The organism is Shewanella morhuae, assembly GCF_003028295.1.
Taxonomy (GTDB): domain Bacteria; phylum Pseudomonadota; class Gammaproteobacteria; order Enterobacterales; family Shewanellaceae; genus Shewanella; species Shewanella morhuae.
In genome coordinates, this window is sequence record NZ_PYSG01000002.1 from 1,977,341 (window position 1) to 1,994,155 (window position 16,815).

Annotated in this window: 14 protein-coding genes; 4 read left to right on the forward strand and 10 right to left on the reverse strand. The window is 44.3% G+C overall.

Annotation, left to right across the window (positions count from 1 at the left end):
- The first annotated feature begins 493 nt into the window (after window positions 1-493).
- Window positions 494-2,119 (forward strand): peptide MFS transporter, encoded by a 1,626-nt coding sequence (locus C9I43_RS09110; RefSeq protein ID WP_076499909.1) that lies wholly within the window; start codon window positions 494-496, stop codon window positions 2,117-2,119.
- Between the two features lie 26 nt (window positions 2,120-2,145).
- Here C9I43_RS09110 and C9I43_RS09115 read toward each other — a convergent pair whose 3' ends face one another.
- The 6 genes from C9I43_RS09115 to C9I43_RS09140 all read right to left on the reverse strand — a co-directional run bounded on the left by C9I43_RS09115 (window position 2,146) and on the right by C9I43_RS09140 (window position 9,127).
- Complete coding sequence (locus C9I43_RS09115; protein WP_076499908.1) at window positions 2,146-2,385, reverse strand: DUF3624 domain-containing protein; 240 nt, start codon at window positions 2,383-2,385, stop codon at window positions 2,146-2,148.
- Between the two features lie 44 nt (window positions 2,386-2,429).
- A complete protein-coding gene (oleD, locus tag C9I43_RS09120; protein WP_076499907.1) occupies window positions 2,430-3,545 on the reverse strand; it encodes a 2-alkyl-3-oxoalkanoate reductase in 1,116 nt (371 codons plus the stop codon).
- Window positions 3,546-3,697: 152 nt separating this feature from the next.
- On the reverse strand, window positions 3,698-5,503 hold the full coding sequence (gene oleC, locus C9I43_RS09125; RefSeq protein ID WP_076499906.1) for an olefin beta-lactone synthetase: 1,806 nt from the start codon (window positions 5,501-5,503) through the stop codon (window positions 3,698-3,700).
- Window positions 5,503-6,450 carry an alpha/beta fold hydrolase gene (locus C9I43_RS09130; RefSeq protein WP_076499905.1) on the reverse strand — a complete coding sequence of 316 codons (948 nt, stop codon included), beginning with the start codon at window positions 6,448-6,450 and terminating at the stop codon, window positions 5,503-5,505. The genes oleC and C9I43_RS09130 overlap by 1 nt, the downstream gene beginning before the upstream one ends.
- 94 nt (window positions 6,451-6,544) lie before the next feature.
- Window positions 6,545-7,594 (reverse strand): 3-oxoacyl-ACP synthase III, encoded by a 1,050-nt coding sequence (locus C9I43_RS09135; protein ID WP_076499904.1) that lies wholly within the window; start codon window positions 7,592-7,594, stop codon window positions 6,545-6,547.
- Between the two features lie 252 nt (window positions 7,595-7,846).
- On the reverse strand, window positions 7,847-9,127 hold the full coding sequence (locus tag C9I43_RS09140; protein ID WP_107883228.1) for a methyltransferase: 1,281 nt from the start codon (window positions 9,125-9,127) through the stop codon (window positions 7,847-7,849).
- Window positions 9,128-9,290: 163 nt separating this feature from the next.
- Between C9I43_RS09140 and C9I43_RS09145 the strand changes: the two genes are divergently transcribed.
- A complete protein-coding gene (locus tag C9I43_RS09145; protein WP_107883229.1) occupies window positions 9,291-9,524 on the forward strand; it encodes a DUF1289 domain-containing protein in 234 nt (77 codons plus the stop codon).
- 76 nt (window positions 9,525-9,600) lie between these two features.
- Here the strand turns inward: C9I43_RS09145 and C9I43_RS09150 are convergent, their stop codons facing one another.
- The 3 genes from C9I43_RS09150 to C9I43_RS09160 all read right to left on the reverse strand — a co-directional run bounded on the left by C9I43_RS09150 (window position 9,601) and on the right by C9I43_RS09160 (window position 13,054).
- Window positions 9,601-9,960 (reverse strand): YajD family HNH nuclease, encoded by a 360-nt coding sequence (locus C9I43_RS09150; protein WP_076499900.1) that lies wholly within the window; start codon window positions 9,958-9,960, stop codon window positions 9,601-9,603.
- 128 nt (window positions 9,961-10,088) lie between these two features.
- Window positions 10,089-12,065, reverse strand: a complete 1,977-nt coding sequence (locus tag C9I43_RS09155; protein ID WP_076499898.1) for a BCCT family transporter — start codon at window positions 12,063-12,065, stop codon at window positions 10,089-10,091.
- A 404-nt stretch (window positions 12,066-12,469) separates the two neighbouring features.
- Window positions 12,470-13,054 (reverse strand): DUF502 domain-containing protein, encoded by a 585-nt coding sequence (locus C9I43_RS09160; protein WP_107883230.1) that lies wholly within the window; start codon window positions 13,052-13,054, stop codon window positions 12,470-12,472.
- Window positions 13,055-13,542: 488 nt separating this feature from the next.
- On the opposite strand from C9I43_RS09160, the gene C9I43_RS09165 reads away from it, so the two are divergent.
- Window positions 13,543-15,027 carry a SulP family inorganic anion transporter gene (locus tag C9I43_RS09165; RefSeq protein ID WP_107883231.1) on the forward strand — a complete coding sequence of 495 codons (1,485 nt, stop codon included), beginning with the start codon at window positions 13,543-13,545 and terminating at the stop codon, window positions 15,025-15,027.
- 31 nt (window positions 15,028-15,058) lie between these two features.
- Window positions 15,059-15,913, forward strand: coding sequence for a universal stress protein (locus C9I43_RS09170; RefSeq protein WP_107883232.1), 855 nt, complete (start codon window positions 15,059-15,061; stop codon window positions 15,911-15,913).
- A 147-nt stretch (window positions 15,914-16,060) separates the two neighbouring features.
- Here the strand turns inward: C9I43_RS09170 and phoU are convergent, their stop codons facing one another.
- Window positions 16,061-16,771: a phosphate signaling complex protein PhoU gene (gene phoU / locus C9I43_RS09175; RefSeq protein ID WP_076499890.1), complete on the reverse strand. Its 711-nt coding sequence runs from the start codon at window positions 16,769-16,771 to the stop codon at window positions 16,061-16,063.
- Window positions 16,772-16,815: the final 44 nt, after the last annotated feature.

Genomic DNA, 16,815 nt, shown 5'->3' on the forward strand with positions numbered 1-16,815 from the left:
GCGGTCACTTATTGTTACTCCTCTAGCAATATCGCACTTCGGCATTCTTTATTCTGTTTATTCTCAGGAAATAAATCCAGATAAGCATAAAAGGATCATCACGCTAACTGAGCATATTTAGGACTGAACTCCGTCATTAAGAGGCTACAAACTTAATCGCACTCATATTTGGCTGCGGTATTCTACCCACTATTTAACACTGATTTATTAACTGAAAATGAATGAATTTAAGCATTTAGTATGATTTGTCGCCACAAAAAAAATGCATTAAATAATGGTCATAATCGATATATAGGTAAAATTTTTCTCACTTTCAAGCCCCTTGACTGTTCCATGCCAGCCGAGTGTGATTAACTGCAGCTACAGCGCCGTCTTTCAGCAATCAACAGCACTGCAATAACCATAAATAATGAAAAATAATTAATAAAATTCATTACGATAAAATGAATCAATAACGGCTCGGCGCATAAAGCGCCAGCAATGGGAGTTTTAAGTGTCACTAGAACAAAATCCTTTGCACCCAATACCAAACATACACCATTCGCACCAACCAGAAATGCTGCTTGGGCACCCTAAAGGTTTGTATGTCTGTTTTTTTACCGAAATGTGGGAACGCTTCTCCTTCTATGGAATGAAGGCGTTACTATTTCTTTACCTCATTAAGTATCATTTATTTACCGATGAGTTTGGCTATAACGTCATTGGTGCCTACGGTGCCTTAGTGTATGCCATGCCCGTGGTCGGTGGTTTATTAGCCGACCGTTATATTGGTATGCGTAAAGCGGTCATCTTCGGCGGTGTGTTATTAGTGCTCGGCCACTTGGGTATGGCCTATGAGGGCCACCAAGCCGTGATCATTGCTGGTGAAGTTCAACGAGATGAACAAGCACTACAGGTTTTTTATCTATCGTTGGCCTTAATCATTGTTGGCGTTGGTTTTTTAAAACCCAACATTTCTACCATCGTCGGCCAGCTTTATCCAGCGACGTCCCCCAAGCGTGATTCTGGCTTTACCATTTTCTATGCAGGTATCAACTTAGGCGCAACCTTAGCCCCATTAATTTGCGCTTATTTAGGTGAAACCTATGGTTGGAAGTATGGTTTTGGTCTAGCGGGTTTAGGCATGTTAGTCGGACTCATCGTATTTATTCGTGGCAAAAAACACCTACAGGGTTACGCAGAACCAAGAGATCCCGCGCGGATTTTAAAGAAAACCGCCGGTATCACTACAGAACAATGGATTTACTTAAGTGCCATCGGCAGTGTTGTGTTAGTTTGGGGCTTAATTCAAACCCATTCACTTGTGCTTTCTCTCAGTAGCTTATTGCCTGCCGTTAGTCCCGTAATTTGGTTCCTGCATTCAGTATCACTACTCCTTGTTCTGGGTATTGGCTGGTTTATGGTCAAACACTGTAACCCGATTGAACGTCAACAGATGTCGGCTTTACTGCTGTTTATCCTCGCAGGCTTGGTTTTCTTCGCATTATATGAGCAAACCTATGGCTCTTGGGTGGCATTTTCGGACCGTGTAATGGACCGTAATATGCTGGGGCTAGAATGGAGTGCGGGACAGCTTACCTTCCTTGGCGCTTTCTTTGTGATCAGCTTATCTCCCATCTTTGCTTGGCTATGGCCCGCGCTTGCCCGTAAAAACTGCGATCCAAGCAAACCAGTTAAAACGGCACTCGGCATTTTATTCGCGGGGTTATCTTTTATGGTGTTAGTGCTTGGGATCCAAATGCCGCTAAGCAGTGGTTTTGTGAGTATTTGGTTTTTAGTTGCAGCGTATTTTGTACTAGAAATCGGTGAGTTATTGCTATCTCCTATCGGTTTATCTGCCGTAACTCAGCTTTCAGTCAAACGCGTGGTCAGCGTGATGATGGGCGCTTGGTTTCTTGGGACTTCTTATTCTGAAATATTAGCCGCCGAATTAAACAAACTCGCCGCGATTGATACTCAAGGTGGGACGATAAGTGACGTACCGAGTGCTATGGCACTATATGAGCAACTGTTTATATTTTCAGCACAAATTGGTGTGGTGATGGCGTTAGTTTTCTTCGCCTTAGCGCCACTAATGAAGAGAATGATGCATGAGAAAACAGCGGTAAGCGAAGTATAACAATTAAAAAGGAAAGAAAACTTGGCTTACTCTCGCCCCCTGAGGCGACGGTAAGCCAAGACAATAAGATGTAAGGCAAGTAACCCCGAAAAAGCGCTGCAGAAAAACAATAAGGCTATCGAATTCACTTCCCGCGGCGTGTCACGATAAAGAAACCACCACAGCGGCCAACTGATTACCGACAAAGCCGTAAGCTGCCACATACAGCGTGTACAACGCCCTATCTTTTGTCTGAATATTGACGTTTTACAATCATCACAACTCATAAATCCCCAATTAAATAATGGCAACAAGAGAAGGTATATTTAAACTAAAGTGATACTTTAAGCCTTGCCATCCCTTCATTGATAGAAACCAGTGCACCATAGCCGAGATCTCGCTTGGCTGCGCTGATATCAAAATAATGGCTGCAGGATAACTGCCGTGCAACAAAGCGCGTCATCATGGGTTCGTCTTGCTTCTTTAGCAGCAAATATACACTTTCTAATACTGCACCTACCACATAAGCGACTGATTTAGAAACCCGTTTTGTCACAGGAGGCAAACCATCACAGGCCAGAATCAGGTTGAGCATTTTTGCCATAGTGATCGGCTCATCGTTACTCAAAAAATAGGCTTTACCTTGACACTTAGGCTGGGGTTCGCATAACTCAAGCGCCGCCAGTACATGGGCGTAAGCAGCGTTATCAATGTAGATAGTATCGACCAGCTTATCTTCATGCCCTACCAGTTTTAGCTTACCTAAACGGCCACGCGCTAGTACTCGAGGCACCAAATGAGGATCGCCAGCGCCCCAGATCAAATGTGGCCGTAAAGCGACAGTTTTAAGCGCATAAGGCATTTGAGCTATATCAGTAGTCTCAGTCACAGCATCACTCACTTGATTAGCATCCAGTATCATCTTTTCGGCGATCGCTTTGGAATGGGCATAATAATTAAGGAATGATGTTGCATAGGGCGTAGATTCATCAATACCCGATTCATCTTGCCCCGCAAAAGTCACGCTCGGCGTACTGGTGTAAACTAACTTATTTATTTTTAATGCCTTACAAACAGCAAGCACATTAGCAGCGCCCTTGACGTTAGGGCAAAAATAGCTGTCTCTATCGCCCCAAACGCCTGCTTTAGAAGCAACATGAAACACCATATCGCAGCCTTGCATCGCCTGTTGCAGTGCCTCTTTATTGACTAAATCTCCTTGATGCATAATCACGCCGAGCGATTCAAGTTCGGGGTAATGTCCGCGCGCAAAGCCAGTAACCTTAATACCCGCAGCTAATAAGCGTACACAAATAGCTTTACCTAAAAATCCCCCCGCGCCTGTCACAAAGGCGTGCGACACCTTAAAGGCGAGCTGCTTAAGTGCGGTTTGCTCAAGTGCATGATACTGCGCTAGTGCCGTACTATTAATTGGGTCTATCGTCATTGAGATATCCATTTCTGCTCATCAATATGAGCTTAAAAGTCTATGTAAGCATTTACAAAATAAGCATAAAGGCTAAGAAGTTAAGCAAGCTTAGTTAACGTGGGCACAGACTATAGCGTAAAAAGGCAGGCAGAAGATCGCTGAGGTTAACATTAACCCTTTGTTTGTGATTGCGCCCAAATGGCTAATTTTTCTCTAAAAATCTTAGCGTTATGCCGTATATCGACAGGAAAATCAGGATGAATAAGAAAGCGTCTTATACCCTGAGTTTGAGCAAATTGCTCAGCAATAGTGACGAGATCTTGATACAGTTGCTGGCTTTTATTGCATACCAGTGACCTATCAAGTTCGATACAGATTAATGGTTCTATCTCGTTCGCTACCGTTACCGCCACTAATGCCGAACGTTTTACATTAGGATGCGTATTAAAAATACGCTCGCAAGGAATAGAATAATAGCGTTTAGCAAACTGTCCTTTACGAGTGGCATCGACTCTGTGGGCCTTACGACCACACATCCATAATCGACCTTGATCATCCAGATAACCCAAGTCGCCCATGCGATGCCTTACGCTGTTATTTTCGGTGTCCCAAATTTTCGCCGTCGCTGTCGCGCTATCGAGTTGATAGTAGGCATGGCTTACCATAGGCCCTTGCACAACAATCTCGCCGATTTCGCCGCAATTAAGCAGCAATGCCTCATTCCATAGAGGGATGACATCTTCACTTATGCCAATAATACCAATCGTCACGCCGTCAATCGCGCGGCCAACACAAATGCCGCCACCGTTATCTGTGATGTCTGTGGTGGTAAATAAATCATTACTGGCAATCATGCTAATGGGCAGCGATTCAGTTGCACCGTAAGAGTTGAGAATCGGCACATCTGGGTTAAGCATTTGCTTAAAGCGGGCAATAGAGGCGATAGTCGCAGGTGCACCGGCTGAAATAACCCGCTGTACGCTGGGTAGCTTATGTTGTTTTTGTTGGCCTGCACGGCCTAAACGCTCTAATAAAGCAGGATTTACAAAAATATTACTGCATTGATATTTTTCAATCGCAGCAAACAGGAATTCGGGATTAGCGGTAATCGGTTTACTGGCATCCATATGCGGCACGATAGATGCCATTCCGAGCGCCGGGCCAAACAGCGAAAATAACGGAAACGTAGCTAAGTCGCGCTCACCATGGGTAATACCATAATCATGTTTAAGCGCTTGAATTTGCGCTTCAAACATCCCATGACTGTACACAACGCCCTTGGGCGTACCTGTGCTGCCGCTGGTGAATAAAATCGCCGCCATTTCATTAGGCTTTAGCATCACCATTGGATATTCAATATGCTGCGTTGAGGTATTTTTTGTTGAGGTGTGTTGCAGCAAGGTCGATAAACTTATCGAGCCAGTCAGTAATTGCATCAGCTTAGCCGCGAAGTCAACTTTACCGCCATCCACATTGAGTAATGATCGAATACTGCCCTTACCCCAACCAAATAATCGTCTGGCAACATGGGCCTTAGGAATACCAATAAAAGCATCGGGCGATGCTTTTTCAAAGCATTGTTTAAGATTATTCATACCCATACCTGGGTCCACCAGAATGGGGATGATGCCGGCTTTAAACAGCGCAAAGGTTAAAGCAAAAAAATCAAGGCTTGGCGTCACCATCAGCACAGCCTTCATGCCGCGCTTAATGCCATGGGCGTTAAGCGCAAAAGCGATGGTATCGCTCTGCTTATCTAGATTGAGGAAATCTAACTCGCTATAACGTAGATTCGCCACCGATGCGCCATGCGCCTGCTGAACAGCCACCGCAAGATGATGGGGCATCGCATGGGCCGCTTGTTTAAGGTGGCGGCAAATATTGGCATGACTCTCGACTAAAACGGGTGATGCCGCGCTCGGTAAGGATATGGATTGAGCCAAAACCGCAGCATCAGTTACAAACAACGTCGACATTAACCGTTGACCTGTTCAGTCGCTGCCGTTTTAGAATTTGAACTGTCTACATCTGCCGTTTCTATCACAGCCCTATCTTCAGACATAAAGCCTTTGATGTGATGAATAACTTCATCACTGGCATCTTCCAAAATATAGTGACCGCAATCGGCAAATTCATGCACAATTGCCTGCGGCATGTGCTGGCGCCATTGGGCTAAAAAATGCTTATCAAATACAAAGTCTTTTAGGCCCCAACAAATCAACGTCGGGACTTTGGCAAATTGCGGCAAACTCGCTGCAATATCAGAGACTAATTGATAGTTTCTGTCCCCTTCACGCAACGGAATATCCTGCACAAAACGCAAGGTCGAAATCCGATTAGCCCAAGAGTTAAACGGCGCTACATAGGCATCGCGAATGTATTTCGACATAGGTTGGCGCTTCACGCCGACATAGGAGGCAATAGATGAAAAAGCATTAAAACCACGAACTAGCACTGTACCTAACAAGGTATTACGGCAGATCCACAGCGGCCAAGGGAAAGGCTTAGACTTAGGCAGGTGAAAAGCGCCGGTATTTAAAATCACTAAGCGTTTAATGCGCTCAGGATAACGCGCCGCATAGCCCATACCTATCATACCGCCCCAATCGTGGACGACTAAGGTGATATTATCTTTAACATTAAGGCTATCTAACAGGGCCTCAAGATCATCAATTCGACTCTTTAACGTATAATCGTAACCGCTATCGTCGGGTTTATCCGATAGGCCGCAGCCGATATGATCTGGCACTATGCATTGGTGAGTCTCTTTTAAGGCGCTGACTAAATTGCGATAGTAAAACGACCAGCTAGGATTACCGTGAACCATCACGACAGGTTCGCCTTGGCCTTCGTTTATATAATGCAGCTTGTTGCCATTACGGCTCAAAAAATGACGTTGAAAAGGCAACAGAGTGTCTAACATAACGCTTCCTATCTTTTTAATACTATTGAACGCGAGCGCTATTTAAAGCGAATGAATATATTAGGGTGTCAAGATTTAAGGGCCTATGACGCCTTTACCACTTAATGCCTAACATCATGCAATTTAACCCACTACCTATGCCTAAAAAGCTTACTTGGTCGCCCGCCTGTAAAAAACCTTGGTCGTGCGCCATCGCCGCAGTCACAGGTAAAGATACGGTGCCCATATTGCCAAGTAACTGGTAGGTTGGAAATTCTTTCTCGGGTGGAATATTGAGTGCACTAAGCACTTGTCTGCGGTTCGATGCACCGACTTGATGGCAAATCACTTTATCAACTTGTTCAACCAGCCAATTGCGCTGCTCAAGAAAATGCTCCCAAGTATGTTTGGCCAGCTCAACCCCTTCTTTTAACAAGGTGACCGCATCGGTTCGCATAAACTCGCGATACAGATTGTGGCCTGCTTCCTGTAATCCCCATTGACATAACTGGTGATGTTCAGGTGCCGATAAATGCGATGCACCGAGCAATTGATGTTGACGCACATTAGTCAGCGGTAAACTGCCGTCGGTTAAGATAACCGCTACCGCGCCAGAACCACCGGTTAAGGTGGCCAGCGACAGAGCAAAATTTTGCATGGTCGGATCGGCGAGCATGTTGTCGATAGTGACATCAACAATGTCCCTTGCCGATTCACATGACACCACCATACCCGCTTTAATTTGGCCCAACTCAATGCGATTAGCGATATCTAAAATACCCGATAACACTCCAAGGCAAGCGTTGCTGATATCGTAAATAGCGGTATCTTTTGACACCCCCAAAGAGGCTGCGATACGGCAAGCCGTGGCGGGTTCATGTTGGTCACGGCACACACCGGTGTAGACAACAGCACCTAAATCAGCAACGTTAATCCCGGTTTCAACCATGGCTTTACGGGCCGCTTTAATGGCACCGTCAGACAATTGATGCCCTTTTGGCCACCAGCGGCGTTCAGTGATCCCAGTCAATGCGGCAAGCTGTCCCATAGGAATACGGAACTTTTGATACAAAGGAGCGAGACGAGACTCTAGCTCACTACTGGAAACCACAACAGGTGCCAGTTCGTAGGCCAGGCTATTAATAAATACGCGGGAATATTTCATGAAACTGTTTTATTCGCTCACTAGAATGACTGACCTAAGGTCAGCTTTCAGTTGTTATTCGTCATTAATGCGACATTTGAACAAGAAAAGCCCGATGATTCAATAAAAAACCACCTTTAGTGTAAGACTTGTCTCACAGTGCAGGTTCTAAACACCACAGAGTTGAATTTGCTTTGATTCATTTAAAATAGATTAGTAAGCAAATACTTCATAAAAAACATAACAGTACAGTATACTTTAAGACAGTTTAAATTATGTCGCCATTTTTTGCGCTAAAATTAATGCATTTCTTGGCGTGACGCTGTTTGCACAAAATTCACCCACGCGAACGCCGTATCCCTGTTCCTGTAAAAAACAAACACGATCTAAGATTAACCACTGTTCGAGCACCGCGCGAAATAGATGCGCGACAAGGTCGATGCGCCGTGTTAATTGCTGCCTTTTATGCCCGACTTCAAGCCAAGCATCAAAATCACAGTTTTGCGTTAACTTAAGTGTCTTAGTCTCGGCCGCCCACAAGCAAAAATGCTTAAAACTGCCGCTAAGTTGGCTCTGCTTCAGCGATGGTAAGGGTAAGTATTCATCAATTTGCCGACATTGACGTTGCAGCGCATCAAACCCTAAACGCCAGGCAATTTCTTGATGACGCAGCGCCTGCTGTTTAGGGCTGGCAATCACGCTTTGTTGCAGTGGTAGCTGTAAGTCGTGGCGACTGAGTTTTATCGCGCTTTTTTTAGCCATATCTGACAATGCTTGATAATAACTGCCTTGAATTAAATGATAACAACAGGGGGAAATTGCCAGCGCCTGTGTGCCCGCCGCTGCGGCTAACGTTAATAACCTCACATGTAAATCACCGCAAGCATGCAGCGCTACCACTTGCTGTTGCCTAGTGAACGGATTGGTATTGACGTTAATAGCAAAGGCATCGGCGCAAACAAAGGTTTGCGATAAGTGCCACTTATCGGCAAAAGCTTGGCCTGCCTCACACAGTGGCGCTTGCCATTCTAGACTCACCACTTCGGCGCCGCGGGCCTTGGCAATCAAGCGGCCTAAATGGCCTTTACCCGCACACCATTCCAATACAGGTAAATCAAGATCCGGCAAATACTGCACAAATGCAGTAATTTGCTGCCATTTACGACCTTTAATGTGCGCACTAAAATGCGCTTCATCATCAATGGATAAACCGTTAACCTGTGCCTCATCAACAGCAAGTATTTTATCTGTAGCAGCAATTGATTCAGTGAGTAAGGATAAATCCCAATCTTGGTCTAACGCCTTAAGATCTTCACTTAATGCCGGTGTTAGCGCCTCAACCAGCAAAGATTGCTCGGCATCAAGTTCATCAAGCTCGCTATCGTCCAGCGCCCAGACTGCGGCGGCCAATTGCCCAAACTGCGCCGACCAAGGCAAATTCGTCGCCTCAAAAGCGCGCACTTGCCATAGGGCAACGCTCTGTTCAAGCAACTGATTAAGTTGCTCAAATCGCTTTGAATAATTGGATGTGTTGTACGATTTATCTTGATTCACGTCATGCCCAGTATCAAAAAACTTACCTTATTTTAGGCCAAGTGAATGCGCCTTAAAGATGACTTTATACGAAAAAATGTTAGTATCGCGCCACGTTAGACACTCAACCATATCGTTAACTGAAACCTTAACGTTATAACGATAAGGCACCCAGAGGACACCTATGCTTTCACCTTGCGTTGCACGCTGCGGTTTAAATGATGATGACTATTGCATGGGTTGCTTTCGGCATATCGATGAAATTGTCAGTTGGCGCACCGCCAGTGACACACAGCAAGCCGCTATTTGCGCGCAATTACCAGCCCGTAAAGCGGCATTAGAAGGCCAAGAGAATCAGCATATTTTGAATCGCGCAAAATGGCTCGCCGCCGAAGCGCGTTTAACCAGCAAAGATTAAATACCGTCCATTCATATTTTTGCACTAACGCTGACAATCTATCACTAACAATCTATCACTCACACCATAGCGCAAACTACTTTTTCAGCATTGACTTCAAGTCTGCAAAGGGATTGTAGGTCGCAGCCGCTTGCTTAGTTTCAGTGGTACCACCGTAGCGGATCAGCTCTTCAAAGCGGGAATGTTCGTTGTCGTGGCAATACAGGCACAATAATTCCCAGTTTGAACCATCTGACGGATTGTTATCGTGATTATGGTCTTTGTGATGGACGGTTAGTTCACTTAAATTTTTAGGCGTAAACTCACGAGTACAACGACCACACACCCAAGGATAAAGTTTTAAAGCCTGTTCGCGATAGCCACCTTCACGTTTGGCTTTGTACTCTCTCGCATCGGCTAATACTTTGTCTAATTTACTCTGGCCTGGTACTGACATAGTGACATTCCTAAAACAAACCCTAAAAAATTGCCCCAAGGATAATCGGTGTTATCACTTGGGGCAATATATGCCGCACTTTACAGGGTAATACGGCTTGAGATTTAGCCTTAGTAGCCTAAATAAAATTAAGTCACATGACCTTGGTCGGCATTCGATAGATGTAAATAGTGTAAGTATTTTTCATACTGAGTCACCACGTCCGCGAGGATTTGATCTTCTGTATAACCCATCACATCATAATGCTGGCCGCCTTGTTCTAAGTAGACTTCAGCGCGGTAATACAAGGTATCACCCTGCTCGATTTCAGTACCCACTGGATTAATAATTTCAAAGCAACGTGTTCGTACACCGTAAACAAAGGGCAAATTCAGCTCATTACTGATCACCAGTCGTACCCGTCCATCTAAATATTCAAGATCGGCGGCAATTCCCTTAGCCATAAAGTGTTGGCACACCTTTGACAGCGCAGGCGTTGCAACATTATTTAAGAAATACTGCGCCTCTTCATGGGTTGGATGCGAAACTAGCACGCCAATCCGCTCCTCCCAGCTCATATTCGTCTTGGCATATTGCACACTGGTATTGTGTAACTGCACGCTATTAATTTTCAGCCAGTCATTCTTCAAGGCTTTAAATAAGCCCAGACACATAAACAGCATCACGATTAAAAACGGCATAGCACTGGCGATAGCCGCTGTTTGTAGCGCCTGTAAACCACCTGCTAACAATAGCACTGAGGCTACAACCCCTTGTAATAACGCCCAAAAAACGCGCTGCCACACAGGGGCATTATTATCACCACCGGAGGTTAGGTTATCGATCACTAACGACCCCGAATCCGACGAAGTGACAAAGAAAGTAACTACTAAACAAATCGCAATCCCCGAGAGTAATGTCGGGAACGGCATGTGCTCAAAAAATACAAACAACGCCACTGACACATCGGTATTAACCGCATCGGCAAGATACTGAGCGCCGTGATTCATGATCGAATCAATCGCCGAGTTACCAAACACTGTCATCCACAGGAAAGTCAGCGTCGATGGCACAAATAATACCCCAATCAAAAACTCACGAATGGTGCGGCCACGGCTCACGCGCGCAATAAAAGTACCAACAAAAGGTGACCATGAAATCCACCAGCCCCAATAGAGTAAGGTCCAACCTCCCAGCCAATCTTCTTTATGTTGATAGGCATACAAGTTAAAGGTTTTATTAACTAAATCACTTAAGTAACCACCCGTATTTTGTACAAATGCCTGCAGTAACATCACTGTAGGGCCAAGAACTAATACTATGATTAATAAAATAATGGCTAGGCCAAGGTTAAGTTCACTTAAACGTTTTACGCCCTTATCAAGGCCGGAGAACACTGACAGTGTCGCAAGCAAGGTTATACCTATAATCAAACACACTTGCACAACAGCATTATTAGGCAAACTTTCAAATAAATAACTCAGCCCTGAGTTAACCTGTAACACCCCAAAACCGAGTGACGTTGCCACGCCAAACATAGTGCCGAGCACGGCAAAGGTATCAACGGTATGGCCAATTGGGCCATAAATTCGCTCACCGATTAAGGGATAAAGCGCACTTCTTGGCAATAACGGTAACTTATGCCGATAAGAAAAATACGCCAAACTCAATGCCACTACGGCATAAATCGCCCATGCATGTAGACCCCAGTGGAAAAAAGTGATTTTCATCGCTTCTTTCGCAGCAGCGAGACTCTCAGGCGTGGCATCGGGCGGTGCAAGGTAATGCATCACAGGTTCGGCGACACCAAAAAACATCAAACCAATGCCCATGCCCGCCGAAAACAACATGGCTATCCAGCTTTTATAGCTGTAATCAGGCACAGAATGATCTGGCCCTAGTTTAATATCGCCAAAACGGCTAACCATAATAAAGAGGATGAAAATCAGGAAGAAAGCCACACTTAAAATGTAAAACCATCCAGCTTGTGTTTCTATCCATGACTGTATTGATTTAAAGACGGTATTAGCCTCAGTGGGCCATACCGCACAGATCATCACGATTAAAATGATGAAGAAAACCGATGAATAAAATACCGGCGGATTAATACTCGATTTGATCGACATTGATTCTCCCAATTTCTAGCGAGTTCACTCTCGAAATATCTCAGCGCATCAACGGCGAGATAAACATAAATGTATATTCAAAACTTGTTTTATGAGGTGAGTTTATCTAATTGTAGTACGGAGTTATTCCCTCGGTTTATTATAACGATGCACTCTGGCTAAACGCGGTAAAGACTGACAAGGGATTAATCGCATAACTTTATAAGTTAAAGCTATCGAACAACCTAAGCCGTAAACGCTAGGTAAAATAGCACTCAGCATAAAACAATTTTTTATTAGTATATTTAGCATAAAAAATGGCGACTAGATTAGTCGCCAAAAAATTATACCACAAAAATCATCAAATTTGATGTTAAACGCTAAAGTATACAAATCGATAACGTAAAATCGCCTTTAGATAAAAGCTAAGGATTAATCGGCGTCTGTGAAATTCCTGCGGTTAAATTAAAGCGCATTGCTTCTTCAAAAGACCAATCGACCATAATTAAATCGTCCCGTTTGATTAAACTTGTCACGCCAGCCATTTGATAGCTGAGCTGGAATAATACCGGCACCCAATCCCCTTCTGGTAAGGCATCGAGCAGTGGTTGCGGCGGCGTATCCGTCATAATAAACCCCACCACAAAACTGCCATTGGCTTGTTTCACTAATACGGTTTTTTGACTCGTCGGCTTGCCATCACGATTCATTAGCGAAGCAATATCACGGATACTGCCATAAACCGATTTAAACAATGGAAAGCGCATCAGTTGCCGCTCAATCCAACCATAAATCCATACAATTGGGCTGACTGAAAATAATAATCCCACCGCAAATACTAATGCCACAACAAGGATAAAACCTGCACCTATAATATGTTGGTTAATCCCCACTAACTCTAAAATAATAATCCCTAGGCCATCTAAGGATACAAATAACGACCAAAACAGCCACAAACTCAAGGCCATAGGTAACAAATTCATCAAGCCACGGGCTAAAGTATTCTTCATCACACTCTCATTTAATCACAGGTTCACTAGGCATAAGATATTTACGCAAAAATGCGTGGCAGATGCTACCACAGAGTCAGCAATGCACCAGCACATGATGTATTCAACGCTTCTTGCACACTTTTTATCACCGCAGCTTATGTTCGCTATTTTGACTTTCCCGCCCCACAACTGTACTCTTTGCCGCCACTTTAGGTTGGCATGTGCCATTTAACGTCAGTATTTTACTCATTGAGTATTTAATAGGGTTCTTTTTGCAATGAGCGTTAAGCCACATTAGTTTACCCCTTCTTTTTAAATCCACTGCGTTCAGCTCATAGTGACTACTGTCTAGCGAGCTGTTTGCTACAACCTATTATTCCAATAGCCATGTCGCCCTTATTGCATTGTGCTGAATAAGTATCTGAGCGGCTGTACGCTGACATGTATGTCTCGCGTTAATCATGACTATTGGAGCGTATGACGATATTTTTAATAGAGTAAAAAACATGATACAAGCCCTAAAAAAAGAATGGTTCTCTAATATCCGCACAGATTTATTAGCCGGTATTGTGGTGGCATTGGCATTAGTCCCAGAGGCGATTGCCTTTTCTATTATTGCAGGCGTTGACCCTAAAGTTGGCCTGTACGCCTCTTTTTGCATTGCGGTGGTCATAGCCTTTACCGGTGGCAGACCGGGAATGATTTCAGCAGCAACAGGAGCCATGGCGCTGCTAATGGTGACCTTAGTTAAAGAACATGGGCTTGAATATCTACTGGCTGCCACCCTATTGACCGGTGTACTACAAATTGCTGCGGGTTACTTAAAGCTCGGTAATTTGATGCGCTTTGTTTCACGTTCTGTCGTGACTGGGTTTGTGAATGCGTTAGCGATTTTAATCTTTATGGCTCAATTACCTGAGCTTATCGACGTAACTTGGCATGTGTATGCAATGACGGCCGCAGGCTTAGGTATCATCTATTTATTTCCATTAATTCCAGTCATTGGGAAATCACTACCCTCACCGTTAGTTTGCATTGTTACCTTAACGATATTTGCTATCTATATGGGTTTAGATATTCGCACCGTTGGCGATATGGGGCAGTTACCCGATACATTACCGATATTTCTCTGGCCTGATGTGCCATTGACGCTTGAAACCCTGCTCATCATTTTCCCTTATTCTGCGGGGCTTGCTGTGGTCGGTTTGCTGGAATCGATGATGACAGCCACTATAGTCGATGATTTAACCGACACTCAAAGTGATAAAAACCGCGAATGTAAGGGACAAGGTATCGCTAATATTGGCGCGGGTTTAATGGGCGGCATGGCCGGTTGTGCCATGATTGGTCAATCTATTATCAACATAAAATCTGGCGGTCGCGGGCGATTATCAACACTAACCGCGGGCGTATTTTTGTTAGTGTTAATTGTATTTCTTGGTGAATGGTTAAAATTAATCCCGATGGCAGCCCTTGTTGCCGTGATGATTATGGTATCCATCGGCACTTTCTCTTGGGATTCTATTCGTAATCTTAAGCACCACCCAATATCGACCAACCTTGTGATGATAGCCACGGTAATTGTAGTGGTCGCAACACATAATTTAGCCATAGGTGTTTTTGTTGGCGTGTTACTCGCTTCACTATTTTTTGCCAATAAAGTAGCGCGTTTTATGGTGGTTAAGAGTACAACCGCTGATGCTAATCGTTGTTATCACATTATTGGCCAAGTGTTTTTTGCCTCAGCAGATAAATTCTGTAACTCATTTGATTTTAGAGAAGTTATTGATAAGGTAACCATTGATTTAACTCAAGCGCACTTTTGGGATATTACTGCGGTATCGGCACTGGATAAAGTAGTGATTAAATTCCGCCGTGAAGGAACCAAAGTTGAGGTCATTGGCCTTAACGAAGCCAGTGCAACCATAGTGGATAAATTTGGAGTACACGATAAACCAGAAGATGTTGAAAAAATCATGTCTGGCCATTAAGTCTGTAGTAACGCCGTTAAAGGAGAATAATATGACAAATGTGATTGCCTGTATCGACGGTTCAAAAGCAATGCTGTCAGTCTGTGATGCCAGCGCATGGGCAGCGCTGAGATTAGAGGCGCCAGTAACCCTATTACATGTTTTAGATAAATTATCCTACCTTACAGGATTTAATTTATCTGGCAGCATAGGTTTAGGCACCCGCGAACATTTACTGGCCGAAATGGTTGACCTTGACGAGCGCAGGAGCAAGCTGGCACTTGAGCAAGGTAAATACATGCTACAAGATGCAAGCGCGCATATTATTAAGCAATCCCCCAAAGTTTCCGTTGAAACACTGCAGCGCCATGGTGACTTAGTTGAAACGCTGCTAGAACAAGAGCCAAACGCCAGACTGGTGGTGATTGGCCGTCAAGGTGAGCAACATCAAGAACAGACAAAAGCCATTGGCAGCCATTTAGAAAGTGTTATTCGCACCCTAAAGCAGCCTATTTTAGTGGTTATGGCTGAGTTTGAGGCGCCAAAGCGTTTTATGATTGCTTACGATGGCAGTGATACCGCCAAAAAAGTTATTAATCGAGTGATAAGTAGTCCATTGCTTAAAGGGCTGGAATGTCATTTAGTGATCGTATCAAGTAATCAATCACAAGAAGAAGCGGGACTGGCATCGGTTGCAGCATCCCTTACTGAAGCTGATTTCAACGTCGTAACGGCAGTTTGTCAGGGCGAAGTACAAACCGCCCTTGAGGTTTACCAGCAAGAAAACCATATTGATTTGATGGTTATGGGCGCTTATGGCCATTCACGTATCCGTGAGTTTTTTGTTGGTAGTAACACCACACGTATGATCAGCAAAAGCCATATCCCATTATTATTATTGCGTTAATGGTGACTACTGCGTTAGTGATGGCTACTGCGTGAGTTACGATTGAATTAGTTATTATTGCGTTAGTATCCGATAACATTAACGCCTATGCGGCTAAGCCGCATAGGCGTTAAATACTCGTAAAAAGCGCGTAAGCCAACATAAATCTTAGCTTTGCATATCCTTTTCCATTTCTTCGTAGGAAGTGTGGCGCACATCTTTGCCCTTCACGTAATAGATAATGTATTCGCAAATATTTTTACAGCGATCGCCTACACGTTCTACCGCGCGCGCCGCCCACAGCACATCTAATATATCGGGAATTGAGCGCGGATCTTCCATCATATAGGTCATTAACTGGCGAATAATGCCTTCGTACTCGCGATCTAACTTAGCATCCTCTTTGTGCAAAGCTAAGGCGGCATCAGCATCCATACGAGCCAAGGCATCTAAGGTGGCATGTAGTATACGGGTTGCATGACGGCCCATATTTTCAACACTCACCAGCAAAGGTTGTTGATTATTCAAACGCTTATCTAATGCGGCTTTCGCAATTCGCACACAGGCATCACCAATGCGCTCGAGATCGGCAATGGTTTTTGAGATGGCGATAATTAAACGTAAATCGCTGGCTGCAGGTTGGCGCTTAGCAATAATACGGGTGCACTCTTCGTCAATCGACACTTCCATGCCATTCACCTTGTGATCGCCCGCAATAACCTGCTGTGCAAGCTCAGCATCTAAAGCACTTAAAGCATCAATAGCTTGTTCTAATTGACGCTCAACTAAGCCGCCCATAGCCAAAACTCGGTTACGAATATCATCCAGTTCGGCGGTAAATTGTCCCGATATATGCTTGCTTAAATTCATGTTTTCCATTGTAAACTCACCTTTTACTTAACGGTTGGTCAACCCACGCGAAT